Below are 22,977 nucleotides of genomic sequence, written 5' to 3' on the forward strand. Positions count from 1 at the left end.
TGCACACGAGCATACAGGGCAGCGGAGAACACCCGGCCTTCCCTGCGCAATGGCTTTACGGCTTATGCCGCGCTCTCCCCGGAGACGAGTTCTTGGTTGACTCCGTCGCTGCCGTTCGGCTCTCGCCTACCCGACAGCTTGACACCTGCAACGGGTGCTAGGACCACACGGTTTTGCCGTACGCTTAGTCCACGCCATCGTCTCAGCGTAAACCAGCGTCCACCGCAACCCGTCCAACGTCCGTGACGACGGCCGACGCCCTTCTGAGTAGGACGGGATGGCCAAACATATGCACCTGATTATCATTCTGGTAAACAGAAATATTTTTCATTTCGGGGCTTGACATGATTTCTGAAAACCGGAACTGATTTGCCCGTCGGGCAACACGGAGGTATCCCACACAGGGCGTCGCGCGACGATGCCGGCTTTTGGACCCGGAGCGGACATTGAGTTTCGCAGCGAACGTCGTAAACTTCGTCCGGATTGCAACGCCTTGAAACCCTGGAGGTAGATGCAATGACCCTCGACCAGTATGTGCGCGACCTGCGGGAGATTACTGCTCAGCATTCTGACGCGGTGGAAATCACGGACCTCGTCGTACCGCTCGCCAGGAAATTTGCACAATCGCCGGAACTACTCCGCCCCGAATATCGTGAATGCGATGCCGAGCAGGGCTTCGGCGTTCACATGCTCCATGAAGAGCCCAATCACGATCTGGCTGTTTTCCTGGTATCGTGGCTGCCCGACCGCGGCACCACTCCGCACAACCACAAAACCTGGGCCGTGGTGGTCGGTATCGAAGGTCAGGAACAAGAGATCAACTACGACCGGCGCGATGACGGTGGCAAGCCCGGCTATGCCGACCTGAAGCGCAGCGGTGAACAAGTGATGACCGCTGGTGACACTGCCTGTTGTTATCCTGAACACATACATAGCGTCCGGAACGTTGGAACAGGCATCTCGATGTCGCTGCACACTTACGGCCGGCACATCAACTACACTGGACGCTCCGAGTTTGATGTAGAGCGCAAACTTGAGAAGCCCTACGTGATCAGGGTCGCCGACGACGGGTACGCGCGGACGCAGGTCCCGACCAAACGAAGAATAAGTTAGAGTTCCGCTTCTGGCACTTTCGGACCTGGATTGCCGAGCCATAACCGAGCGGTAATGGGACCTGGAGTGCCAGCGTTACCGTTGCGGGCCAGGATGACCTGACCAACATGATTGCAGCGGCGAGCCAAAGCATCACGAGCGGAGTGTTGTCAGCCAACAACCGCGAGGAGCCTACTTGCCATCGTTCCAGATATCGGTCGTCATTTTCCAGTCATTTCCGATCTTTTCCCAAACTACAACATACTTCCCGCTCACTTCCTGTGGCGTCGGGCCCTTCGTCTTCAGGCTGAAATTCCCGATCTCGCGTGCCGCAGAGGGGCCGAGCGGCTTGACGTCCAGCACTGTGAGTTTCGGATCGCCAACTTGTTCGGCCATGCTTTTCCACATTGCCTCGATCGCCGCTCGTCCCTGCACCATCGCAGCACCGGGCGGAAGTGCGATGGCATCAGCGGTGTAGAATGATGCGATCCCGGCGAAATCCGCCTTGTTGAAGAATTCGATCCATTTGGCGTTTGTCGCCTCGATTTCCGCCTTCTGTGCCGACGCAGGTCCGATCAACGCCAGCACGAATGCAATCACCTGTGCCATCCTGCTCATGATCATCTCCATTTTTTGAATGCAATTCCCCGGTCGGTTCGCGCATCTCGGCTTCCGCTCCGATACTGCGTGCATGCCGATCGGCAGCAATTTTACCGCACGAGCATGCCCCTGAGACGCGCCCTATTGGGTTACCCCTGGGCGACGCGGCCGCCCAGGACAGCGGCGGAAACGAACGAAAGCCCGCGCCTCGCAGTGTCCACTCAATTCACAACATCATCCCCGTTAACCATACCTATATACGATGGTGTGAATTGACATCATCGAAAAAATTTTAATCGAGAGTCGCAAATCGAACCGACCGCCCCGTTTTCGCAGGGCACAGTGGTGCGGGGCTGGATTGAAGCTCATCAAAAAAGCAGATCGAACACGGAGCGTGAGCTCTCGTGACGCAAGCGAGCGTCTCGGGAAAGGGCTTTCGCTTGAGAAAGGTGATGCCGCAGTGAGTGAAAGCGAAACGAAAGTTGTACCGAACGGAACGAATGTATTCGGGATGCCGCTGTTGGAACTCCCGAAGATCGCGTTGCCTGGCGTGAGCTTCGAGCTGGCCGAGCAGGGTTTTGCCCGCGCGCGGGAAGGTTGCGAGAAGATGATGGTCGCGTCAAAGGGGATGACGGACGCGCTGCGCGAGAGCTATTCGAGCAACGCCAGAAGCACCACCGACTACGGGCTGAAGGTGCTCGAAATCTCAAACGCCAATGCCGCCTCCGCGATCGATTTCTTCGTCAATCTGCTGGGCAGCAAATCCGTTTCGGATGTCTTTACCTTATCTGCGTCGCAGGCGCGCAAGACCTTCGACGCCGCATCCGGCCAGAACAAGGAATTGCTGGCCCTTGCCCAGAAGCTTGCGACGGAAACGGGTGAGCCGATCAGAGATCACTTCACCAAGATTCTCCACAAAGCCGGCTAAAAAAACGGCGCTCCATTCACATAGAGGATTCGTTCAGGAGGGATCCGGCCGGTTGGATTAAGCCCAGCAACGAGCATGCCCACCCCATGCTCGATCAAACAAAGGCACAGGTGCGCTATGCCCCCCAGTCACCGCACCGACAAGAGGCGCAAATCCAACCGGCCGGTACTTTTGCTGCAAAGACAGCAAGTACCATTTCAAGGGAGGGAAACATGGGTATGGTTATGGTGAAATGTCCGCAAAGCGGACGCGCGATTCCCACCGGCATCAAGATCGATCGCGAGAGCTTTGGACGTAGCGCGGTGTTCTTCTCGCGCACCCATTGTCCGATCTGCAGCACCTATCACGACTGGTTCGCACGGGAAGCCTGGGTCCACGAGCCGAGCATCCGGACGCGGCGTCTCGGCGCGGGCTCCAGCGCCTGACCGTCGCTGCGCAATGGGGGACACCATGGCGCGCATGGAAATCTCAACTGAAACGTCGACCTGGCTGCTGCAGGCCAAGGATTTTCTTGAAGAAGCACGACGGCTGAAACCGGGCCCCGCGCGCAACGAGCTGCGCCAGACCGCGAAAGTGCTGCACGAGCTTGCCAAACTCGAGGCGAAGAAACGACACAACGGGAAGAAACGACGCAACGGTCAGTCGCAGCGCGGCTAGGTCGGCGGCCGCCCGCTCACACGACATCGCCCGATTCAGTTTCCGGGATGCGCACAGCAGCGGGCGCGGCCGCCGCGCGTGATCGGCCCGTGTTCGACGAAAAGATCTCCTCGACTTCGAGACGCATGGTGCCGTGGCATTCGCACGAGGCCGCCGCGAGTCGCGATCGGTCGATCTCGATCCGGCCTCGTTGATCGGACCTGATCGCTCCGGAAGCGCGCAGTTTGCCCATCAGGAGGGTCACCGTCGTTCGTCGCACACCAAGGATCTGCGACAACGCAAGTTGGGTGAGCGGGAGAACGTCGTGGTCGATGCGGTCGCGAAACTGCAGCAGCCAGCGGGCCATGCGGGCTTCGACCGGGTGCAGCGCATTGCAGGCCGAGCCGAGCTGGAACTGTACCAGCATCGCCCTGACGTGATTCTGGACCAGGTGTCGGATCGCCGGACTGCGATTGAAAGCGGCGTGAAAGCGCGACGCGGGAATCCGCGAGGCGATGCCCGCCGCACGAACGACCGCGGTAACGGCCGAAGGTGACGGCCCGAGCACTGAAAGAATGCCTATTGCGCCCTCGCGCCCGACTGCGGCGGTGGCAACCGTCTGTCCGTCCGCCATGTCGATCATCAGCGAGATGGCGCCGCTATGAGGGAAAAAGACATCCTCGATCGGGTCACCCGCTCGCGAAATGACCGCGTCCGGATCGAGCGCGACCGTCTCCAGCACGGGCCCCAGCAGGTCGAGGTCCGACGGCGCCAGCGCTGCAAGAAGGCGGTTACCAGTTCCGCCCAGAGGCTTCACTGAAGGAAGCCCGCGATGAGACATTCGCGGCCTTCCTCATCTGGAGCGTCGCGAAACGGCGATCTTGCTCCGAGATCAAACTCACCTTGGTACGCTTTTACTCTCGACAAAAAATTTGCTCCCAACAACAAGACTCTAAGCGTCGGCCGCGATGTGGATTTCGCAGCGTCGCGAAGAGTTAGATGCAAATGCACCGGACGCAACAACAAAATGCGCATGAGTACCACCGTAGTAATGCGGAACGCGTGGTTCCAATTCCGGCGCACGGCACACGACGGAAGCGGACGCGACCTATCGGTGCGCGAGCCCATTGCGATATCGGCAGGTAGCACTTTTGAGACATGACGGTGAACCGCGGGAATGTCCGTGAACGGAAGCCGTCGGCGGTCAGGCGCCCGAGCCGCGCAATGAGGTGAACGCTCGCGATCGGGGATATCTGCGGCAATATGGACGCCGCGCCCGTCTTGAGTGACAATGTCTCCTGTTGGCGAAGTGCCAGCGGTGGCCGTATGCCGCCTGATACGAAACACAAGAGCGGCATCAAGACGCCCCGCAATGGAAACGCCCCATGCTGATCCCCCTTGCCGACGTGCCGCGCTGGTATGCCGAGCGCAAACCGAAAGACACGATCGCGGTCAGCCATGGCGCTGAGACGCTGAGCTGGGAGCAGCTGGAGCGCAATGCCAACGCCCGCGCCCGCGCTTTTGCCGCCAAGGGGGTCAAGCCCGGCGATTTCGTCGCCATCGGCCTGCCCAACAGCAACGCGTTCTTCGAGACCACGTTTGCGGTATGGAAATGCGGCGCGACGCCGACCTCGCTGACCTGGCGGTTGCCGCGCGGCGAGGCCGCTGCGGTGCTGGAGATTCTCAAGCCCTCGCTTGTTGTCGGCGGTCAGCCGGACTGGAATGCGCCAAATGCCCTACCGATTGATTTCATGCCGGACGGCTTTTCCGGAGATCCGATCGACAACCCGGTGGCGCGCTACTGGAAGGCGATGACCTCTGGCGGCTCGACCGGCCGGCCGAAGGTGATCCTCGACCACCGGCCCGCCGTGATCGATACCGCAGGCCCCGCCGCGCTCGGCATGCCGCTCGGCGCTTCCCTGCTCAACCCCGGGCCGCTCTACCACAACGCGCCGTTCATTGTTTCGCACACCGCGCTGTTCCATGGCGGGCGCGTCACCGGCCTCGTCAAGTTCGATGCCGAGGAAAGCTTGCGCCTGATCGAAGAGAGCCGGGTGCAGTGGGTCAATTTCGTGCCGACCATGATGCACCGGATCTGGGCGCTGCCGGGCGAGGTGCGGAGCCGCTACGATCTGTCGAGCCTGCAAATCGTGTTTCACATGGCGGCGCCGATGCCGCCATGGCTGAAGGAGAAATGGATCGAATGGCTCGGGCCCGAGCGCATCTATGAGCTCTATGGCGGCACCGAAGCGCAGGGCGCATGCATCATTTCGGGCGTCGAATGGCTCGAACACAGGGGATCGGTCGGCAAGATCGCCGAGACCTCCCGCCTGCGCATCATCGGCGAGGACGGCAACGAGGTCCCGACCGGCGAGACCGGTGAAATCTATTTCCTGCCCAATGACGGCGCCGGCAGCAGCTATCATTATCTCGGCGCCGAACCAAAGCGCCGCGCCGACGGCTGGGAATCGCTCGGCGATATCGGAAGGCTGGACGCCGACGGCTATCTGTATCTCGGCGACCGGCTCGCCGACATGATCCTGCGCGGCGGCGCCAACATCTACCCGGCCGAAATCGAGGCCGCGGTATCAGCCCATCCGTTAGTTCGCTCCTGCGTTGCGGTCGGCCTGCCCGATCCGGAATTCGGCCAGCGCGTCCACGCAATCCTGGAACTTGGGCCCGACGCCGACGCGCAATCGGTCGCCGACGGCATGGGCGATTTCCTCTCCGACCTGCTCAGCCGCTACAAGCACCCGGAAAGTTTTGAAGTGGTCAATTTCGGCCTGCGCGATGATTCCGGCAAGGTCCGCCGCACCCTGCTGCGCGACGAACGCGCGGCCTGGCTGAAGGAGAATCGCGCGTTCCGGATATTGCCGGCGCGGGCGCGGGCCAAGGCGGAGTGAGGAGCGGACTGAACGACCGCCTGAAGTGTCAGGAAAGCCATCTCTCGTTTTTCGGGATGTTCTATATCAAGACATCCTGAGGTAGGATGATCCGATTGACGTGCCGGTCGCCGGCCGCACCGCATGAGGATCTGCAATGTCTTTCCGCAGCGACAACAAGGCTTACGAAGCCTGGCTGGCCAGGCAGTGCCGCGTCGTCAAAAAGGACATCGCCCGCAAGCACGAGCGGATGAAAGAGAGCCCTTTTATCTTCCTGCGGGCGACCTATTTCCGCTGGGCCAGAAAAATCGGCGACTGGTGTCCGGAATTGATGGACGCGCCGCAAGTGCTTTCGATCGGCGATCTGCATCTGGAGAATTTCGGCACATGGCGCGACGCCGACGGCCGCCTGGTCTGGGGCGTCAACGATTTCGACGAAGCAGCCGTGATGCCCTATGTGCTTGACTTGGTCCGGCTTGCCACCAGCATCTACCTTGCGCCACGGCTCGGGGTCCGTAATCAGGCCGTCGCCAAAGCGCTGTTGAAGGGATACCGGGCTGGTCTGGCCCGGCCTCAGCCGGCATTGCTCGACGAAGGCGAAACCTGGCTGCGCCCCTATGCCGCCGACACCGAGAAAAAAGCAAAAAAATTCTGGAAGGAGGTTGCCGATTATCCAAAGGCGAGCCCGCCGCGCAAGATTGCCAGGGCCCTGGTTGCGACCCTGCCGAAGGGTGCAAAACGCATCCACCTACGTTCGCGCGTCGCCGGCGGCGGCAGCCTCGGGCGGCCACGCTATGTGGCCGTCGCGTTCTGGCGTGGTGGACATATCCTGCGCGAGGCGAAGGCGCTGGTACCATCGGCCTGGACCTGGGCCAATGACAGAAAATCCAAAGCGTCGCATTTCCGTGCCCTGGCGAATGGCGAATTCCGGGCACCGGATCCATTTCTCGATGTAAACGGCAAGTTCATTTTCCGCCGCATCGCCGCCGATTCCCGCAAGATCGAACTCGCTGACATTGGAGGCTCGAAGATCAAGGTCAATATTCTGGAGGCGATGGGATTCGACCTGGCGTCGGTCCACGCGGCAGGCGCGGTGCCGGTCGAGGCGCTGCAGGCCGACCTTGCGAAACGCCCGCTCGGCTGGCTGAACGCCGCTGCAGCGGTTGCGGCCGACAAAGTCAAGCGCGATTATCGGGAATGGCGGAGCTGACGCGCCTTCCATCGATGTACGGATCGCAAGCCGCATTCGATCCGCGATCTCGATCCGCGGCCATTTCGCTGATATAATCCGGCAAAGGCTGCCGCTGGCAGGACCATGATCTATTCGGGTTGCGCGGCGTTGGTTAGCTGCGCGCAACCGTATGGGAGACCCTTCATGCCCTCTTTGACCGAATGGAAAGTGCCGCCGGCCAACCAGCCGCGCCCGGGCGATTACAGTTTTGATCTCGACCGCGCACTGGCCTCGGTGGTCGGGCTGCATTCGATCATCCCCGCCGACGCCTTCAGCGCGGAAACGCTCGGCACCGAGCGCGCCGGCAATGGCGTGCTGATCGACGACGGCCTGGTGCTGACCATCGGCTATCTCATCACCGAGGCCGAGACCGTGTGGCTGCATCTGGGCGACGGCCGCGTGATGCAGGGCCATCCGCTCGGCTTCGACTTCGAATCCGGCTTCGGCCTGGTGCAGGCGCTCGGGCGTCTCGACATCGAGCCGCTGCCGCTCGGCTCTTCCGCCATCACAAGGGTCGGCGACCGCGTCGTGCTCGGCGGCGCCGGCGGCCGCACGCGATCGGTTGCGAGCCAGATCGCGGCCAAGCAGGAATTCGCCGGCTATTGGGAATATCTGCTGGATGAAGCGCTCTTCACCCACCCCGCGCATCCGAACTGGGGCGGCACCGGGCTGATCTCCAGCCGGGGCGAACTGATCGGCATCGGCTCGCTGCAGCTCGAACGCGAGCGCGAGGGCAAGGCCGAACACGTCAACATGATCGTGCCGATCGACCTGTTGAAGCCGGTGCTCGACGACTTACGCAAATTCGGCCGCGTCAACAAGCCGGCGCGGCCATGGCTCGGGATGTTTTCGACCGAGATCGACAACCGCATCGTGGTGGTCGGCGTTGCCGGCAAGGGTCCCGCGGCACGCGCCGAAATCAAGACCGGCGACGTCATCCTCGCGATCAACGGCGACAAGATCACCAGCCAGACCGGCTTCTACCGAAAACTCTGGTCGCTGGGCCCTGCCGGCGTCGACGTGCCGCTCACGGTCTATCATGAGGGCGTCACTTTCGACGTGGTGCTGACCTCGGTCGAACGCGCCAAGCTGCTGAAGGCGCCAAGACTGCACTGAGCAAGACTTCACTGAGCAAGGCTGCACTAAGAAGACTGCACCGAGAACGCCGCGCCAGAACAAAAACTCCAACAAGCAGGGAATGCGCGATGAGCGAGGCCGTGGTGGACGACATCGTTGCCGTGCTGCCGCCGCTGTTGCAATCGCTTGAAGCGCTCGGCTTTGTCGCGCGCCATCTGAACCCGCCGGATTTCGGCCGCGTGATGGAAGCTGCGGGCACGCCGGACGAGGCGCTGCGCGCGGTGCGCCCGCGGCTCTCGCAGTGGCCCGCGGAGTTCAGCGATGTCAAGACCTCGCTCGAGGCCGCCAGCGACGCAGCGCTGGCCGCCTTCGACGGCCTGCGCGACGTGCAGAACGGCAATGGCGATCTGGTCAGCGTGTTTCGGGCGCTACGCTATTCGCCGCGCGCGCAGGAGGCGCTCTATGCGCTGGTCGAAAAACTGCCGCCGGTCAGCGAGTTCTTTGTCGAGCCTTCGCTCCGCGAGGATGCCGACCTCGCGGCACGGCTGGCGCAACCGGCCAATGAAAACACCGGCATCTTTCACGACCATAATGAGCCCGGCAGCCGCGGTGGCTTCTCGCTCTACGTGCCGGAATATTACACGCCGGACCGCGCTCTTCCGCTTGTCATGGCGCTGCATGGCGGCAGCGGCAATGGCCGCGGTTTTCTGTGGAGCTGGCTGCGCGACGCGCGAAGCCACGGCGCAATCCTGATCGCGCCGACCGCGACCGGAAACGCTTCGAACAGCAAAACCACCTGGGCCTTGATGGGCGAGGATACCGATACGCCGAACCTGATGCGCATCCTCGAACAGGTGCGCGCGCGCTGGAATATCGACGCGACAAAAATGCTGCTGACCGGCATGAGCGACGGCGGCACCTTCTGCTATGTCAGCGGGCTCGAAAGTGGCTCACCGTTCACGCATCTCGCACCGGTCTCGGCGACGTTCCATCCGCTGATGGCTGAAATGGCGGATGCGGAGAGATTGCGCGGCCTGCCGATTCACCTCGTGCATGGCAAGCTCGACTGGATGTTTCCGGTGCAAGTGGCGCGGCAAACCCGGCAATTACTGTCGGCGGCAGGCGCCAAGGTGGCCTATCGCGAGCTGGATGATCTCAGCCACACCTACCCGCGCGAAATGAACGCGCCAATGCTGGCCTGGCTGCGCGGCGAATGATTCCAGTAATGCGGGCGTTCGGTCGCATTTGAACGGCGAACGCCCGCAAGTCGTGGGCCGGGTTAGCGCCAACCGCCGGACGCCGAGATACGTTCGCCGGTCAGCCACGCCGAATCATCCGACGCGAGGAACACCGCCACCTTCGCGATGTCGTCGGGCTGGCCGAAGCGGCCGAGCGGCGTCATGCCGATGACCTGCTTTTCGACGTCGCCTCCCAGCAGGCCGGCGCTCTCGAGCCCTTCCGATGCCGTGGCTCCCGGCGCGATGGCGTTGACGCGGATTTGTCGTGCACCGAACTCTTTCGCCAGGCTGCGCGTGATCGAATCGACCGCGCTCTTGGTGGCGGAATAGATCACCGAATCCGGCGTCGGATTGAGGCTCGCGATCGACGAGATATTGATGACGCTGCCGCCCTGCGGGCCGAAATAGTTCAGCGCTTGCTGGATGGTCAGCAGCGTTCCCAGCACGTTGGTGTTGAACTCGCGGTGAAATTCCTTCTCGGTCACCTTCTCGAGCGGCTCGAACTGATAGACGCCGGCATTGTTCACCAGCACATCCAGCCTGCCGAACGAAGCCTTGGTCTGCTCGAACAGGCGCTTGACGTCGGCGGCATCAGCAACATCACCCTGCACCGCGATCGCCTTGCCGCCCCTCGCCGTGATGTCAGCCACGACGCGATCGGCGCCTTCGCGGCTGGACGCATAGTTCACCACGACAGTGGCGCCGGCCGCGGCCAAACCTTTCGCGATGCCGGCGCCGATGCCTTTCGACGCCCCCGTGACGATCGCCACCTTGCCCTTGAGGTCACTCATTTGGATTCTCCTGACGGGCCGGCCCAATTGCCGGCGTCTTGTGACCGGCTATCTACTTCGGATCAAATGGCTTATTAGGATCAAATTGATCGCAAGATTTGTGCCTGGAATTCGGAAATGACGACAATTCTGGAGAAAACCGCCGGTCTGGTCGCGTTCGTGCGAACCGTGGATTCCGGCTCCTTCTCGAACGCCAGCCGCGCCATCGGCTCCAGCGCATCGGCCGTCTCGAAAAGCGTGGGGCGGCTGGAGCGGCGGCTCGGGGTTCGGCTGCTGCAGCGATCGACGCGGACGCTGAACCTCACCACCGAGGGTGCGGCCTATTACGAGCGCGTCGCGCCGCTCCTCCGCGCGATCGAGGACGCCGAGGACGTCGTGCAGATGGCCGAAAGCGCGCGCGGCCTGTTGCGCGTGACCGCGCCGGTGTTTGTCGGGCGAACGCTGGTCGGTGAATGGTCGCAAGCCTTCCTGGCGCGGCATCCCAACGTCAAACTCGAACTCAGCGTCAGCGATCGCCATGCCGATCTGATCCGGGAAGGTTTTGATGTCGCGTTGCGCATCGGCGATCTCGCCGATACCGATTTGACGGCGCGCAAGCTGGCCGATCTTGCCTTGGTGATGATCGCCTCGCCCGGTTACGTCGCCGCGCGCGGCGTGCCCCGCAGCGTCGAAGATCTGCGCCAGCATGGTTGTCTGCGCTATCTGCTCGCCGGAAAGCCCTATCCGTTTGCTTTCGCCGATGGCACCACCATCACGCCGGAAGGCGCGCTTGATTCAGACGACGGCATTACGCTGTATCACGCAGCCCTTCACGGCGCCGGCATCGCGCAGGTGCTCCGCTTCGCCGTCGAGGACGATTTTGCTGCCGGTCGGTTGGTCGAAATACTGCCTGGCGTCGCGATGCCGTCGGTTCCGATGCACGTCGTGCACGCCTTTGGCCGGCAATTGCCGGTGCGGGCGCGACTATTCGTCGATTTCCTTGTGGAACGCATGAGCCGGATCGGCAGATAGCCGGGCGGAACTTTCCTCTCAAAGCTGCGTTGTTTGCGCATCATCGGAGGACGTCATGCGAACTTTTTTTGGAATGATTTTGGGCGCGCTGCTGCTGGTTTGCGGCGTTTACGTCTATGATTCGATGAACACGTCCAGCGTGGCGAACGGTCAGGTCGCGCAGGCCAACCGCACGATCGTCAACTGGGATGTCGCCGCCACCGATTGGAAGGCGCTGAAAACGCGCGCCCATGAGGAGTGGACCAGGATCGCGTCGAAGTAATCACGCGAGCTTATTCGAGCGAAATTGGGCGTCCTCGTCATCGACGGGGGCGCCCTTTCCTTTGACGCGATTAGTTGGCGGCTTTGGCTTTCCGCGCGTCTTTGATGACCATTTCGAACTCCGCCATGGTCAGGATGCCCGGCACACGAAACTTTCCGACGATAAAGGACGGGGTGCCGCGGAAACCGAAAGCTTCGGCCTGGGCGTGGTTGCGCGCGAGGATGGCGTCGATCGCCTTGGCGTTGGTGGTGAGGTCGCGGTTGAGGCGGTCCATGTCGATGCCCTTCTCAGTGAGCAACTCGCGCGCGCGCGCCTCGGTCAGCCGTGAACTGACGCCGATCATCGCCTCGTGCGCCGGCATGAACTTGTCCTGATACTTGGCGGCCAGCGCCATCCGTGCCGTGATCTTGGAAACGTCGCCGAGGATCGGCCAGTCCTTCAGCACCAGGCGGACCTTGCCGTCGTCCTGCACCACCTGCGCAATCTCGGGCGCGATCTTGCGGCAATAGGGACAATTATAGTCAAACCATTCGACGATGTTGATGTCGCCGTCGGGGTTGCCGGCCGCGGGAATATCCGGGTCGCGCAGCACCAGCGCTTCGGTCAGCACCGCGTCGTCATCATGCGCAAACGCCTGATGTGGCATCGCCGCGGTGCCGAGCAGGGTTGCGCCGGCGCCAATCAGGCCGAGCGCTTCGCGCCGGCTGGGTCCCGGATTGGTTGCGGCTGGTTTGTTCTGCTGGTTCATTGCTGCTCTCGCGACGGCCCTCACCCCTGTCTACGCCCAGGATGAGGATATGTTACGCGCCAGCATATAGAGCGCCACCGCAATAATGACCACGGCGAACACAATGTTGAGGGCGCCGCGCCGCTCGGCGAGGTGACGGGCGGCGCGGGTGCCGGCCAAGCCGCCGGTAATACCGCCTGCGACGAACAACCCCGCCAGCGCCCAGGAGACGAGGCCGGACCAGGCATAGCTCGCCGCGGTGGTCATGCCGAACGCGGTGACGGCGACCAGGGAGGAACTGACCGCGTTCATGATCGGCATCCCCGTCGCCAGCATCAACGCCGGCACGATCAGGAATCCGCCGCCGATTCCGAAGAACCCCGATAGCGTCCCGGTCGCCAGGCCAAGGCTGACGATGGCCGGCATGTTGGACATCGACATCTTGACATCAGGCAACCCGATCCGCGACCGCGTCTTCAGCATCAACAGCGCGATCACGATCATGATCAGCGCAAACAGCGCCAGCAGTTTCTGGCCGTCGACCATCTTGCCGAGGATCGAGCCGCCGAAGGCGCCGACCATCCCCGCGACGGCAAATGTCAGCGCGCAGGACCACACCACCGTGCCGCCGCGCGCATGGTTGGACAGATTGACCGCGGCGTTGGCCGCGACCGCGATGGCGCTGGTGCCGATCGCGACATGGGGTTCGGGCACGCCGACCAAATAGACCATCAGCGGCACCGCCAGGATCGAACCGCCGCCGCCGACCAGGCCGAGCGAAAACCCGACCAGCATCCCCGACGCCAGTCCCAACACGCTTTGCGTCGTGGAGATGATCAAGATGGAAGACTCATGTGCACGGCAGAACCATAGAAGGAATTTCTATGATCCGCCATGGCCGCAGCACAAATCTGCCCTGCAACAGCCGTTCAGCGTATGCACGATGCTCCGAGCAACGTCAGGCGGGCGCGAGGGCCTTGTCCTGCAATGGTGCGCTGGCGCGGCGCGGCAGCGCCATCAGCGTCCCGGTCATGGTCGCGACCAGGGTTTCAACGCCGTCGTGCTCGGCATAGGCGCGCCCCTCGCACACGGTGAGCGTACGGCCCGGCTTGACGACGCTGGCACGGAAGGCAAAGCGCTGGCCGCGCGCGGGCGCCAGCAGATTGGTCTTGAACTCCACGGTCAGGATGTCGGAGCCAACAGGCATCAGCGTGAAGGCGGCGATGCCGCAGGCACTGTCGAGCCCGGCGGTGACGATACCCGCATGCACGAAACCGTTCTGCTGGGTGAGTTCAGCGGAATAGGCCATCGCGAGTTCGACCTCGCCCGGCTCCAGCCGCGCGATCGAAATCCCGAGCGTGCGCATCGCGTGCTGGCGCTCGAACGTATCGGTCGCGATCTCACGATAGTCCGGGTTTTTCGGCTCGAAGCGCGCCATGCTGCTCATGCCGGCACCGCCTCAGCCGGGCTGAGATGCTTCAGCGCGGTATTGCGGATCTCAGGCGCGAACGGCATCGATTTGTGGGCCTGCCGGTCGAGGTGCACGGCGGTGATTTCACAGGTCGCAGATACCTCGCCGGTTTCGGCGTTGCGCATCTCGTGCAGGAAGCGAATCGACTTGTCGCGGATTTCCAGCAGCCGGCTTTTGACTTCGACGATATCACCGGCGAAAAGTTCGCGCTTGTAGCTGATGTTCTGCTGCACGCCGGCCATGCCGCGGCCGGATTCGCGCAAATAGGAAGGCGTCAGCCCGAGCCGTGCGAACATATTCCAGTTCGCCTCGTCGAATTTGCCGACATACCACATGATGTTCATGTGCCCGACATGATCGCATTGCCACGGATACACCGTGCCGCGATAGGTCGCGTCCGTTTCCATCGTCTCGCTCCCGCTTACCGTTCCCGACCGGCTTTCGATTCTTGATACGGTAGCGTATCAGGGCGGATGCGGGTTAGCAATACGGTACCGTATCAAGAATCGGTGAGGCTCGAATCAATGACCGACGGCAAGAGCGAGAACCGCAAGGACGCAACGTGTAAGGACAGGACTTGGATCGAGGCCGGCATGGCGGAAATCGCCCGCACCGGCGTCGAGGGCGTGCGGGTCGAGGTGCTGGCGAAGAATCTTGGCGTCACCAAGGGAGGCTTCTATCGCCGCTTCAAGGATCGCGCGGCGCTGCTGGACGGCATGTTGCAGAACTGGAGCACCGGGCGCATCGCCGCGATCGAAAGGCAGACCAGCCTCGATGGCGCCACCGCGCGCGAACGCTTGCGGGCGCTGGTCGCGCTTTATTCGGAACGGATGAATACCGAAGGCATGGCGGTGGAGCTTGCGATCCGGCAATGGGCGCGATCCGACGAGGCCGCGGCCGCGGCGGTCGCCAGCGTCGATGCCGCGCGCCTGCAAAATGTCGGGCAGCTCTATCGGGCGGCGGGGCTGGCGGCAGAGGAAGCCGACGCGCAGGCGTTCCTGTTCTACTGCTTCATCTTCGGCCAGAGTCTGCTGTTCCTCGAACGCGGCCCGCGCAAGCGCGCGCAGCTGATCGCAAAGTCAGCCGAGAAACTGCTCGAGGATGAAGGCTAGGCGCGTGATGCGTTAAATTGCATCCGCGATGGAAGCTGCGCTCCCTCTCCCGCACTTGCGGGGGAGGCGTAGGCGGCCTACGGCCGCCGTGCTTGATTAAGAACGCCGATGCGTAGCATCGGCTATGGGTGGGGGCTCTCTCCGCGATACGACTCGTGGAGAGAGCCCCCACCCGGAGCTACGCGCCGACCTGAGAGCGAGCTTCGCTCGTCTCGACCCCGCAAGCGGGAGAGGTGACGCGAGCCTGCCAGTTCAGAGATGGCTCAGGCCGTGGGTTTCAGCTTCTTGGTGCATTCGCTGTAATAGCCGCCGCCCTTCTGGATCCACTTCAGGCCACCATTGCCGTTGCTGGTCTTGTTGGCGTTGTACTGATCGAGGCAGGTGTGCATGCGCTGCTTGCCGGCGGTCTCCTTGGCGTATTTCGGATCCACGGCGCTCGGATAGACCGCAGGTCCCGACGGCACCGCCGGCGCCGCAGCTTCCTTTGCGGGGGCGGCTTCCTTCTTGGCCTTTGCTTCCTTGGGCGCGGCAGCGGGTGCTGCGGCCGGCGCGGCAGCAGGCGCCGCGGCAGTGGCATCCGCACCGCATTGCGCCTTGCGGAAGTCATTCCATTTCTGGCCGCCGAGCGTGCCGGCGGTCTTGGCGGCCTGGTATTTCGCGCTGCATTCCTGCGTGGTGAGGGCCTGCGCCGGCGACGTCACCATGAACGCCGCAAAACCCGACACCGCCATTGCGCAGAGTATTTTTGCTTGATTGGTCATCCTTAAGACTCCTTGGAGCAGTTCAACCGGGGCAAATTAGCTTGCCCCATTCAACTTGGGCAGGTCGTCCTTGTGCAGTTACTGTGCAATCATTCAGGGGTTTTGACCTGCACCGCCATCCTAACTCAACCAAAGCTTGCGGCAACGAAAGCCGCCATTTTCCGTTCAAAATAATGTGGCTGTCAAAGACGCGGATAGTCCGGTCCATTCACTTGACGTTCAGCATCACGGCGCGACCGTCGCGCCCTTGTCTTCAATCCGAGGTGCCCCATGACGAAGATCTCTTCCCTTGTCACCGCGACCGCGATTGCTTCGTTCCTGCTGATGGGCGTGGCGTCGGCGCAAACCGCCGCGCCGGCTACCAAGACCGAGGCGCCGAAGACCGAAACCAAGGCACCGGCCGACAAAAAGGCCGCCGCGAAGCCGCGGACGCCAGGCTCGCTCGAATGCTCCAAGCAAGCCGACGAGAAGGGGCTGAAGGGCAAGGAACGCAAGAAATTCCGTTCCGCCTGCAAGAAGGAATTTGCCGACAAGGAAAAGGCGGCCACCGGGGCGAAGTGAGCACCCGCCCCTGCTGCTTCAGGGCAAGCGCTATTTCGCATCTGCATGTTTGACGGTGTTGGTTGGCGCCCGTGAACCCGCGCGGGCGCCAAAGGCTTGCCCGCGCATTGACCGCCCGCGCCAGGGCTGATGATGGCCGACGCACGCATTGCAGCAATCGCGTGGCGCATTTGTCCCCTCATGCGGGATTTGCCATAAGGCGGCGTGAGCCTGATCCCCGCATCGATGACGTCTGCGATTCCTGACCGCGCCAGGATTCTCTCCACGATCGAGACAATCGCCCTCGGCGCCGCTGGCGGCTTGCTGTTTCTTTGGGCAAACCTGCCCGGTGGACTGATCTCCGGCGCGATGTTCGCGGTCGGCATCGCCGCGATCTGCGGACGGCCGCTCGCGATGCCGCCGATCCTGACGCAAAGCGTGCTGCTGCTGCTCGGGATCACGCTGGGCTCGCTGGTGTCGCGGCAGCTGATCCAGCACATGAGCTCCTATCCGCTGACCATCGGACTTCTGGCGCTCGCCACCTTCTGCTCGACCTTCGGCAGCAGCTTCTACCTGCAGCGCTTCCACGGCTGGGACCAGACCTCGGCCCTGCTGGCCGGAAGCCCCGGCGCGCTGTCGCAAATCACCATCCTCGCCGCCGAGAAGGGCGCCGACGTCGCTGGTATCGCCGTGGTTCAGACCATGCGCGTGATCATCCTCACCGCCGCCCTGCCGCTGCTGCTGGCATTGACCGGGATCGCGCCATCGGCGCCGCCGAACATCGCCGCCATCATCGCCTCGCCGCTCGAACTGGCCGTATTGATCGCGGCTGCGGTCGCGGTCGCGCTGCTGTTGCTGCTGATGAAATTTCCGGCGAGCTGGATGTTCGGCGCGATGATCGCCTCGAGCGTGCTGCACGGCACCGAAATGATCGAGGGCGGGCTGCCGCCCTGGATGCGCGGCGTGGCGCTGGTCGGCATCGGCGCGGTGATCGGCACGCGCTTTGCGCGGGTGAAACGATCGACGCTGCTCAGCCATGTCAATGCGGGGCTGGGCTCGTTTGCGGTGGCGATCGTGATCTCGGCGATCTTCGTCGCCATCATCGCGCTGACCACGAATGTGCGGCTGGCTGACGTCCTGGTGGCGTTCGCGCCGGGCGCGATGGACGCCATGCTGGCACTGGCGTTGACGCTGCATATCGACCCGATTTTCGTCGGCGCGCACCATCTGTCGCGCTTCGTGTTCGTCTCCATCACGACGCCCGGCATCGTCCATCTGTTCGGACGGCCGCAGGATGATGTGGACGATTAGGCCCGCTTCGCTGACTTGATGCCCCACGCCGCGATCGCGGCCATCGCCAGCGAGATCAGCACATTGTAGCCGGCGAGCGAGAGGCCGAGGAAGCGCCACTGCACATCGTCGCAGCGGATCACTTTCACGGTGTCGAGGCGCTCGAGCAGCGTGCCGGCGCTGCCGAGATCGACGAGCGGGCCCGAGCAATCGGTCGGGCCCTGCCAGAACTTCCATTCGACGCCGGCGTGGTAGCCGCCGAGCCAGGCGTTGGCGAGCGCCGCCAGCGCCAGCAGTCCAAGGCCCGCCAGCAGCACCGGCCGCGGCGCGTCCCGCGAGGCCGCGAAGGCGACCAGTAGGGCGAGCGGGACCGCCAGATAATAGGCGTAGCGCTGTTCGAGGCAGAGCGGACAGGGGCGGATATCCAGCACCAGTTGGAAGAACCAGGCGCCCGCAAGCGTCGCCGCCGCGATGCCCGCGATCGCCAGCGCGGCGACAACAGCGGGATTGGCACCAAGCCCGGCATGTGACGGATTTGCGGTGGCATGAAGCGTCACGGGCGTTCTCCAACGATAACAAGGTCCTATCCCGCTGATATGGCGCTGTCGAGGTGCGGGACAATCACATCCGCGCGGGTTGACCCGCCGAAACCGCCCGCTATATTCCGCCGGCTTCGCGGCACCGGCCTTTTGGCCGGCGCCCCGAGGGCCCCTGTGGCGGAACTGGTAGACGCGCTCGACTCAAAATCGAGTTCCGCAAGGAGTGCTGGTTCGATTCCGGCCAGGGGCACCACGCTTCGCCTGCGGCTACGCGTGGCGCAGCCACACCGCCGCAGACGAAACGTGCCCGGCATAGCCTCTTGCGAAGCGAAGCGATCCCCTCGTAGCGTCTGTCAGGACTGCCACCTCGGTCAGAATCACCAGGGCCACCCGATGGACATGCTCGTCAAACTCTATGCGCTGCCGGATTCCCGGCCCGCCTATGATCGATTGCTCAACGCCGGGATCGTCATGCGCCGTGCGCTGGGCCCCGAAAAGCACAAGGTCATTGGCTGGGTGCGGCAGAATTTCAGCGAGGCATGGGCCAGCGAAACCGATGTCGCGTTCAGCCGCCAGCCGGTCTCCTGCTTCATCGCGGTCCGGGAGAAAAACATCATCGGCTTCGCCTGCCATGATGCGACCTGTCGCAACTTCTTCGGTCCGACCGGCGTCGATCCGAAGGCTCGGCAAGGCGGCATCGGGAAAGCCCTGCTGTTCGCCTGCCTCGAGGACATGCGGCAACAAGGCTTTGGCTACGCCATCATCGGCGGCGTGGGGCCGGCGGAGTTTTATTCGAAGGCGGTCGGCGCGGTGGCCATCGAAGGTTCGGAGCCGGGGATTTATCGCGGGCTGCTGTAGCGCCGCATTGCCCGTGGGAGGCTGACCGTTAGATCCGGGCGACCGCGGAAGATCGCGCTGGATCGGCCATCTGGGCGGCCCTGCTCTCTTCACCGGAATACGCGCCGGCATCGGGCACGATCGAACCCGCCTCGGTTTCCGCCAATTCGGTGCGGTTGCGGCCGAGGCGTTTGGCCTCATAGAGCGCCTTGTCGGCGGCGGCGATGAGATCGCGATGCCTGGTTTCCGCGCCGGGCACCAGGGACGCGACGCCGATGCTCAATTTCGCATGGCCGCGCTGAATCTCGTCCGCGCCGCAGCGGACGATCAGATCCTCGCGAATCCGCGCCGCCAGCGCTGCCGCATCGCCGAGCGGCGTTTCCGGCAGCAGAACGGCGAATTCGTCGCCGCCATAGCGCGCACCCATATCCGAAGGCCGCTTCACATTCGCCGCGATCGACGCGGCAATGTCCTGCAGCAGTCTGTCGCCGGCCTGATGGCCATGCGCGTCGTTGTAGACCTTGAAATGGTCGGCATCGATCATCAGCAGTGCGACCGGCGCGCGGCTGCGCATCGCGCGGCGCCATTCATAGGCCAGCGCGCGGTTGAAATGCCGGCGATTGGCAAGACCGGTGAGCCCGTCGATCGTGGCCAGAATGGTGAGCTTCTTTTCCGCGGCACTGCGGCGCGCGAATTCGCGATGCAGGAAGGCGGCCAGCATCACCGTCACGGCGCACAGCACCGCCATCAAGACGCCGATCGCGATCGCCTGCCGCCACCACGCCGCAAGGACATCGTCGAGCGACTGGCCGACCACGACGATCAGCGGCAGATTGCCGATCTGGGTATAGACGAACAGCCGTTTAATCCCGTCCGATACCGCCCTCGATTCATAGTGGCCGCTGGGAGCCTTCGGGAAGTGCGTGAACAGTTCGGCGCGCTTGATGCTGCTGCCGATGAAATCCTGGCGGAACGGCCAGCGCATCAGCACGATGCCGTCGGTGCGCGCCAATGTCACCGTGCCATTGGGGCCGAGCGAAGCATCCTTGAACATAGCCTGGAAATGGTCCTGCAGCATGGCCGTGAGCACGACGCCGGCAAAGGAGCCGTCCGGATGCGACAGCCGCCGGCTGAACGCCACCAGCGAGAGGCCAGTGACACGGGATGCGATCGGACGACTGATGTACAGGCCGGGAAATTCATTGTCTCTGTGAAACTGGAAATAATCCCGGTCGGACATGTTTTGTCGCGGCGGGATCAGATTCTTGGAATCGTGCGTGATCCGTCCGGTGTCATCGATGACGAACATCGATGTCGGATGACGCGCGGTTGCGGAATAGTCGAACAGCACCAGCTGGCGCATTTCCGGACTGAGACGATCGAGACCGGGCAGCTTCAAATTGCTCATCAACCCCTCGAGCGAGAGATTGAGCAGATCCACGTTGCGAGCGATATCGGCCTTGAGCGAATTGGCGAGGCTGGTGGCGACCTCGGTGGCACGCGCTTCGGTCGCCCGCCGCGCCTCCAGCAGCACCCAGCCGCACACCGCGGAGAAGCTCAGCGCCAGCAGAATGACCGAAATGGTCATCCGATGATGCGACTGCGTCCATGCCCAGCCGGAACTATCGTCCGCCTCGGCGGGCTGACGCGGCCAGAGCGACTTCCACACCGGTTTGCCCGCTTCCGCTATTGCCACGGAATTCACCTTGCAAGACGTTGCCATCGCCTTTTGTGCGCCGATGGAACGAGTTAGGCGTTAAAGGCCAAGTGAATTCGCCCCATGTGGTTCACAAATTATTCGCGGAACAGGTTGAAATGGCCTGATCGGACGACTATGCCGCGGAAGTACGGATGCTTTTCGCGCCGCACACAAGCAATGATGAGGAACAGCACCGCGCGCCGCCAGCGCGGATCACGCTGCGCACGGTCGCAAGGCCTCAAGCAATCATGATCGAATCCACATGGGCATGCGCGATCAGTCGATCTGACTCGGCCCTGAGGTTCCTACCTCCGCCTTGCCCTGCACCAACGTCACCGTGATCGCGCGTGGCCGGGTCAGCACTTCCGGCTGCAGGATCTGGTCGAGCTGCTCCGGCGTCAGCAGTTTCCTGGCCAGCACCAGATCGTAGACGCTTTCGCCCGTGACCAGCGCCTGCTGCGCGATCTCGGTGGCGTTGGCGTAGCCGATATAGGGATTGAGCGCGGTGACGATGCCGATCGAGTTTTCGACGCCGCGGCGCAGGTGCTCGCGGTTGGCGGTGATGCCGTTGACGCATTTATCGGCCAGCGTCAGGCAGCCGGCGCGCAGATGATTGACGCTCTTGAACAGGCTGTGCGCGATGATCGGCTCGAACGCATTGAGCTGCAACTGGCCACCCTCGGCCGCAAAACTCACCGTAATGTCGTTGCCGATCACCTCGAAGGCGATCTGGTTGACGACCTCGGGAATCACAGGATTGACCTTGCCCGGCATGATGCTGGAGCCCGCCTGCATCGGCGGCAGGTTGATCTCGTTCAACCCGACGCGCGGTCCTGATGACAGCAGCCGCAGATCGTTGCAGGTCTTCGACAGCTTGACGGCGACGCGCTTGAGCACGCCGGAAAGCTGAACGAAGCTGCCGCAGTCCTGCGTCGCCTCGACCAGGTTTGTCGCGGTCACGACCGGAATGCCGGTGACGGAGCGCAGATGCCGGCACACCAGACCGGCATAGTCCGGGTGCGAGTTGATGCCGGTGCCGATCGCGGTCGCGCCCATGTTGATTTCGCACACCAAGAGCACGGCTTCCTTGAGCCGCTGCTCGTCTTCCCCCAGCATGACGGCATAGGTGGAAAATTCCTGCCCCAGCGTCATCGGCACGGCGTCCTGCAACTGGGTGCGGCCCATCTTGATGATGTCCCTGAACTCGTCGGATTTGCGCTCGAACGCCTCGCGCAGCACCGCCATCGCTTCGACCAGCCGCATGATGCCGCCGTAAGCCGCGAGCTTGAGCGCCGTCGGATAGACGTCGTTGGTGCTCTGGCTCATGTTGACGTGCTCGTTGGGGTGCAGGAATTTGTAATCGCCCTTGGGCCGGCCGAGCAGCTCCAGGGCGCGGTTCGCGATCACCTCGTTGGCATTCATGTTGGTGGAGGTGCCGGCACCGCCCTGAATGACGTCGACCACGAATTGATCGTGCAATTCACCCGAGCGCACTTCCTCCGCGGCGGCGACGATGGCGTCGGCGAGTTTGGCATCGAGCAATCCCAGTTCGCGGTTGCTTTTCGCCGCCGCGATCTTGATCGAGGCCAGGGCCGCAATGAGATCCGGATAGATCGAGATCGGGGTGCCGCTGATCGGGAAATTCTCCACCGCCCGCAAGGTGTGGACGCCGTAATAGGCCTCCGCCGGAACATCGCGGTCGCCCAGGAGATCGTGCTCGCGTCGCGTCGTCATCGGGGGGACCTTTTCGCCGGAAGTGTCTGGGGGCTTGATAAGATCAGGAGACGAGGGATTTTCCTAGTGTCGGCTTCCACACCAGGCCGTCATACCCCGCGCATGCGGGGTATCCAGTACGCCGCGGTCTCTCGGTTCTGTCACAGGCGTCTCTGGGATACTGGATCACCCGCATGCGCGGGTGATGACACCGAATATGATTTCACGATCTCGCGGCACGATATGCCCGAGCTTTGCCAGAAATTCCTTGCCCTCGAAAATAGAGGGCGCAGGGAAGACCGGGTGCGCGCTGCACCCGCGGTCTCGCGTGCGGTTTGCACAAAACAAAGTGCACACGAGCATACAGGGCAGCGGAGAACACCCGGCCTTCCCTGCGCAATGGCTTTACGGCTTATGCCGTGCTCTCCCCGGAGACGAGTTCTTGGTTGACTCCGTCGCTGCCGTTCAGCTCTCGCCTACCCGACAGCTTGACACCTGCAACGGGTGCCAGGACCACACGGTTTTGCCGTACGCTTATCC

At 62.9% G+C, this 22,977-nt stretch carries 25 protein-coding genes and 1 tRNA gene; 15 read left to right on the plus strand and 11 right to left on the minus strand.

Going from position 1 to position 22,977, the window contains the following annotated elements; all coding sequences use genetic code 11:
• Nucleotides 1–516 precede the first annotated feature (516 nt).
• The gene (locus tag JQ597_RS36810) at nt 517–1,113 is read left to right on the plus strand and encodes a cysteine dioxygenase family protein (protein ID WP_212270271.1); all 597 of its coding nucleotides are present in this window, start codon (nt 517–519) and stop codon (nt 1,111–1,113) included.
• Nucleotides 1,114–1,284: 171 nt separating this feature from the next.
• Here JQ597_RS36810 and JQ597_RS36815 read toward each other — a convergent pair whose 3' ends face one another.
• Nucleotides 1,285–1,800, minus strand: a complete 516-nt coding sequence (locus JQ597_RS36815) for a YybH family protein (RefSeq protein WP_249146952.1) — start codon at nt 1,798–1,800, stop codon at nt 1,285–1,287.
• Nucleotides 1,801–2,050: 250 nt separating this feature from the next.
• Between JQ597_RS36815 and JQ597_RS36820 the strand changes: the two genes are divergently transcribed.
• The 3 genes from JQ597_RS36820 (at nt 2,051) to JQ597_RS36830 (ending at nt 3,277) form a co-directional block, all read left to right on the plus strand.
• The gene (locus JQ597_RS36820) at nt 2,051–2,620 is read left to right on the plus strand and encodes a phasin family protein (RefSeq protein ID WP_249148467.1); all 570 of its coding nucleotides are present in this window, start codon (nt 2,051–2,053) and stop codon (nt 2,618–2,620) included.
• 212 nt (nt 2,621–2,832) lie between these two features.
• Nucleotides 2,833–3,045: a hypothetical protein gene (locus JQ597_RS36825; protein ID WP_192738344.1), complete on the plus strand. Its 213-nt coding sequence runs from the start codon at nt 2,833–2,835 to the stop codon at nt 3,043–3,045.
• A 25-nt stretch (nt 3,046–3,070) separates the two neighbouring features.
• Complete coding sequence (locus JQ597_RS36830; protein WP_212270272.1) at nt 3,071–3,277, plus strand: hypothetical protein; 207 nt, start codon at nt 3,071–3,073, stop codon at nt 3,275–3,277.
• Nucleotides 3,278–3,293: 16 nt separating this feature from the next.
• On the opposite strand, the gene JQ597_RS36835 is transcribed toward JQ597_RS36830, so the two are convergent.
• Nucleotides 3,294–4,073, minus strand: coding sequence for a Crp/Fnr family transcriptional regulator (locus tag JQ597_RS36835; protein ID WP_349628939.1), 780 nt, complete (start codon nt 4,071–4,073; stop codon nt 3,294–3,296).
• Nucleotides 4,074–4,641: 568 nt separating this feature from the next.
• Here JQ597_RS36835 and JQ597_RS36840 point away from each other — a divergent pair.
• The 4 genes from JQ597_RS36840 to JQ597_RS36855 all read left to right on the plus strand — a co-directional run bounded on the left by JQ597_RS36840 (nt 4,642) and on the right by JQ597_RS36855 (nt 9,663).
• Nucleotides 4,642–6,159 carry an AMP-binding protein gene (locus tag JQ597_RS36840; protein WP_212270274.1) on the plus strand — a complete coding sequence of 506 codons (1,518 nt, stop codon included), beginning with the start codon at nt 4,642–4,644 and terminating at the stop codon, nt 6,157–6,159.
• Nucleotides 6,160–6,295: 136 nt separating this feature from the next.
• A complete protein-coding gene (locus tag JQ597_RS36845) occupies nt 6,296–7,348 on the plus strand; it encodes a DUF2252 family protein (RefSeq protein ID WP_212270275.1) in 1,053 nt (350 codons plus the stop codon).
• 165 nt (nt 7,349–7,513) lie between these two features.
• Complete coding sequence (locus JQ597_RS36850) at nt 7,514–8,485, plus strand: S1C family serine protease (RefSeq protein ID WP_212270276.1); 972 nt, start codon at nt 7,514–7,516, stop codon at nt 8,483–8,485.
• Between the two features lie 89 nt (nt 8,486–8,574).
• Nucleotides 8,575–9,663: an alpha/beta hydrolase gene (locus JQ597_RS36855; protein ID WP_212270277.1), complete on the plus strand. Its 1,089-nt coding sequence runs from the start codon at nt 8,575–8,577 to the stop codon at nt 9,661–9,663.
• 62 nt (nt 9,664–9,725) lie between these two features.
• On the opposite strand, the gene JQ597_RS36860 is transcribed toward JQ597_RS36855, so the two are convergent.
• Complete coding sequence (locus tag JQ597_RS36860) at nt 9,726–10,475, minus strand: SDR family NAD(P)-dependent oxidoreductase (protein ID WP_212270278.1); 750 nt, start codon at nt 10,473–10,475, stop codon at nt 9,726–9,728.
• A gap of 117 nt (nt 10,476–10,592) precedes the next feature.
• Between JQ597_RS36860 and JQ597_RS36865 the strand changes: the two genes are divergently transcribed.
• Together JQ597_RS36865 and JQ597_RS36870 are read left to right on the plus strand one after the other, a co-directional pair.
• Entirely contained in the window at nt 10,593–11,486 is an 894-nt protein-coding gene (locus JQ597_RS36865) for a LysR family transcriptional regulator (protein ID WP_212270279.1), read from the plus strand.
• Nucleotides 11,487–11,541: 55 nt separating this feature from the next.
• Nucleotides 11,542–11,748, plus strand: a complete 207-nt coding sequence (locus JQ597_RS36870) for a hypothetical protein (protein WP_212270280.1) — start codon at nt 11,542–11,544, stop codon at nt 11,746–11,748.
• 70 nt (nt 11,749–11,818) lie between these two features.
• Here the strand turns inward: JQ597_RS36870 and JQ597_RS36875 are convergent, their stop codons facing one another.
• From JQ597_RS36875 to JQ597_RS36890, 4 genes are all read right to left on the minus strand, one after another.
• Nucleotides 11,819–12,496, minus strand: a complete 678-nt coding sequence (locus tag JQ597_RS36875) for a DsbA family protein (protein WP_212270281.1) — start codon at nt 12,494–12,496, stop codon at nt 11,819–11,821.
• Between the two features lie 30 nt (nt 12,497–12,526).
• Nucleotides 12,527–13,312 (minus strand): sulfite exporter TauE/SafE family protein, encoded by a 786-nt coding sequence (locus JQ597_RS36880; protein WP_212270293.1) that lies wholly within the window; start codon nt 13,310–13,312, stop codon nt 12,527–12,529.
• Nucleotides 13,313–13,433: 121 nt separating this feature from the next.
• Nucleotides 13,434–13,913, minus strand: coding sequence for a PaaI family thioesterase (locus JQ597_RS36885; protein WP_212270294.1), 480 nt, complete (start codon nt 13,911–13,913; stop codon nt 13,434–13,436).
• Nucleotides 13,914–13,918: 5 nt separating this feature from the next.
• Nucleotides 13,919–14,353, minus strand: a complete 435-nt coding sequence (locus JQ597_RS36890) for an acyl-CoA thioesterase (protein WP_212270282.1) — start codon at nt 14,351–14,353, stop codon at nt 13,919–13,921.
• A gap of 117 nt (nt 14,354–14,470) precedes the next feature.
• Here JQ597_RS36890 and JQ597_RS36895 point away from each other — a divergent pair, with 117 nt between their 5' ends.
• Nucleotides 14,471–15,058 carry a TetR/AcrR family transcriptional regulator gene (locus JQ597_RS36895; RefSeq protein ID WP_212412085.1) on the plus strand — a complete coding sequence of 196 codons (588 nt, stop codon included), beginning with the start codon at nt 14,471–14,473 and terminating at the stop codon, nt 15,056–15,058.
• Between the two features lie 263 nt (nt 15,059–15,321).
• Here the strand turns inward: JQ597_RS36895 and JQ597_RS36900 are convergent, their stop codons facing one another.
• A complete protein-coding gene (locus tag JQ597_RS36900) occupies nt 15,322–15,819 on the minus strand; it encodes a hypothetical protein (protein WP_212270284.1) in 498 nt (165 codons plus the stop codon).
• A gap of 270 nt (nt 15,820–16,089) precedes the next feature.
• Here JQ597_RS36900 and JQ597_RS36905 point away from each other — a divergent pair, with 270 nt between their 5' ends.
• Both JQ597_RS36905 and JQ597_RS36910 read left to right on the plus strand, forming a co-directional pair.
• On the plus strand, nt 16,090–16,380 hold the full coding sequence (locus JQ597_RS36905; RefSeq protein ID WP_212270285.1) for a PsiF family protein: 291 nt from the start codon (nt 16,090–16,092) through the stop codon (nt 16,378–16,380).
• A gap of 204 nt (nt 16,381–16,584) precedes the next feature.
• Nucleotides 16,585–17,670, plus strand: coding sequence for an AbrB family transcriptional regulator (locus JQ597_RS36910; protein ID WP_502754836.1), 1,086 nt, complete (start codon nt 16,585–16,587; stop codon nt 17,668–17,670).
• Here the strand turns inward: JQ597_RS36910 and JQ597_RS36915 are convergent.
• A complete protein-coding gene (locus JQ597_RS36915) occupies nt 17,667–18,137 on the minus strand; it encodes a disulfide bond formation protein B (RefSeq protein ID WP_249133243.1) in 471 nt (156 codons plus the stop codon). The genes JQ597_RS36910 and JQ597_RS36915 overlap by 4 nt on opposite strands.
• A gap of 219 nt (nt 18,138–18,356) precedes the next feature.
• Between JQ597_RS36915 and JQ597_RS36920 the strand changes: the two genes are divergently transcribed.
• Both JQ597_RS36920 and JQ597_RS36925 read left to right on the plus strand, forming a co-directional pair.
• A tRNA-Leu gene (locus JQ597_RS36920) sits at nt 18,357–18,441 on the plus strand.
• A gap of 140 nt (nt 18,442–18,581) precedes the next feature.
• Entirely contained in the window at nt 18,582–19,046 is a 465-nt protein-coding gene (locus tag JQ597_RS36925) for a GNAT family N-acetyltransferase (protein ID WP_212270288.1), read from the plus strand.
• Between the two features lie 28 nt (nt 19,047–19,074).
• Here JQ597_RS36925 and JQ597_RS36930 read toward each other — a convergent pair whose 3' ends face one another.
• Nucleotides 19,075–20,721: a sensor domain-containing diguanylate cyclase gene (locus JQ597_RS36930; RefSeq protein ID WP_212270289.1), complete on the minus strand. Its 1,647-nt coding sequence runs from the start codon at nt 20,719–20,721 to the stop codon at nt 19,075–19,077.
• Nucleotides 20,722–21,000: 279 nt separating this feature from the next.
• Nucleotides 21,001–22,458 carry an aspartate ammonia-lyase gene (aspA, locus tag JQ597_RS36935; protein WP_212270290.1) on the minus strand — a complete coding sequence of 486 codons (1,458 nt, stop codon included), beginning with the start codon at nt 22,456–22,458 and terminating at the stop codon, nt 21,001–21,003.
• Between the last annotated feature and the right edge of the window lie 519 nt (nt 22,459–22,977).

Source organism: Bradyrhizobium sp. AUGA SZCCT0177, from assembly GCF_018130125.1.
In the GTDB taxonomy this organism is placed as follows: Bacteria; Pseudomonadota; Alphaproteobacteria; order Rhizobiales; family Xanthobacteraceae; genus Bradyrhizobium.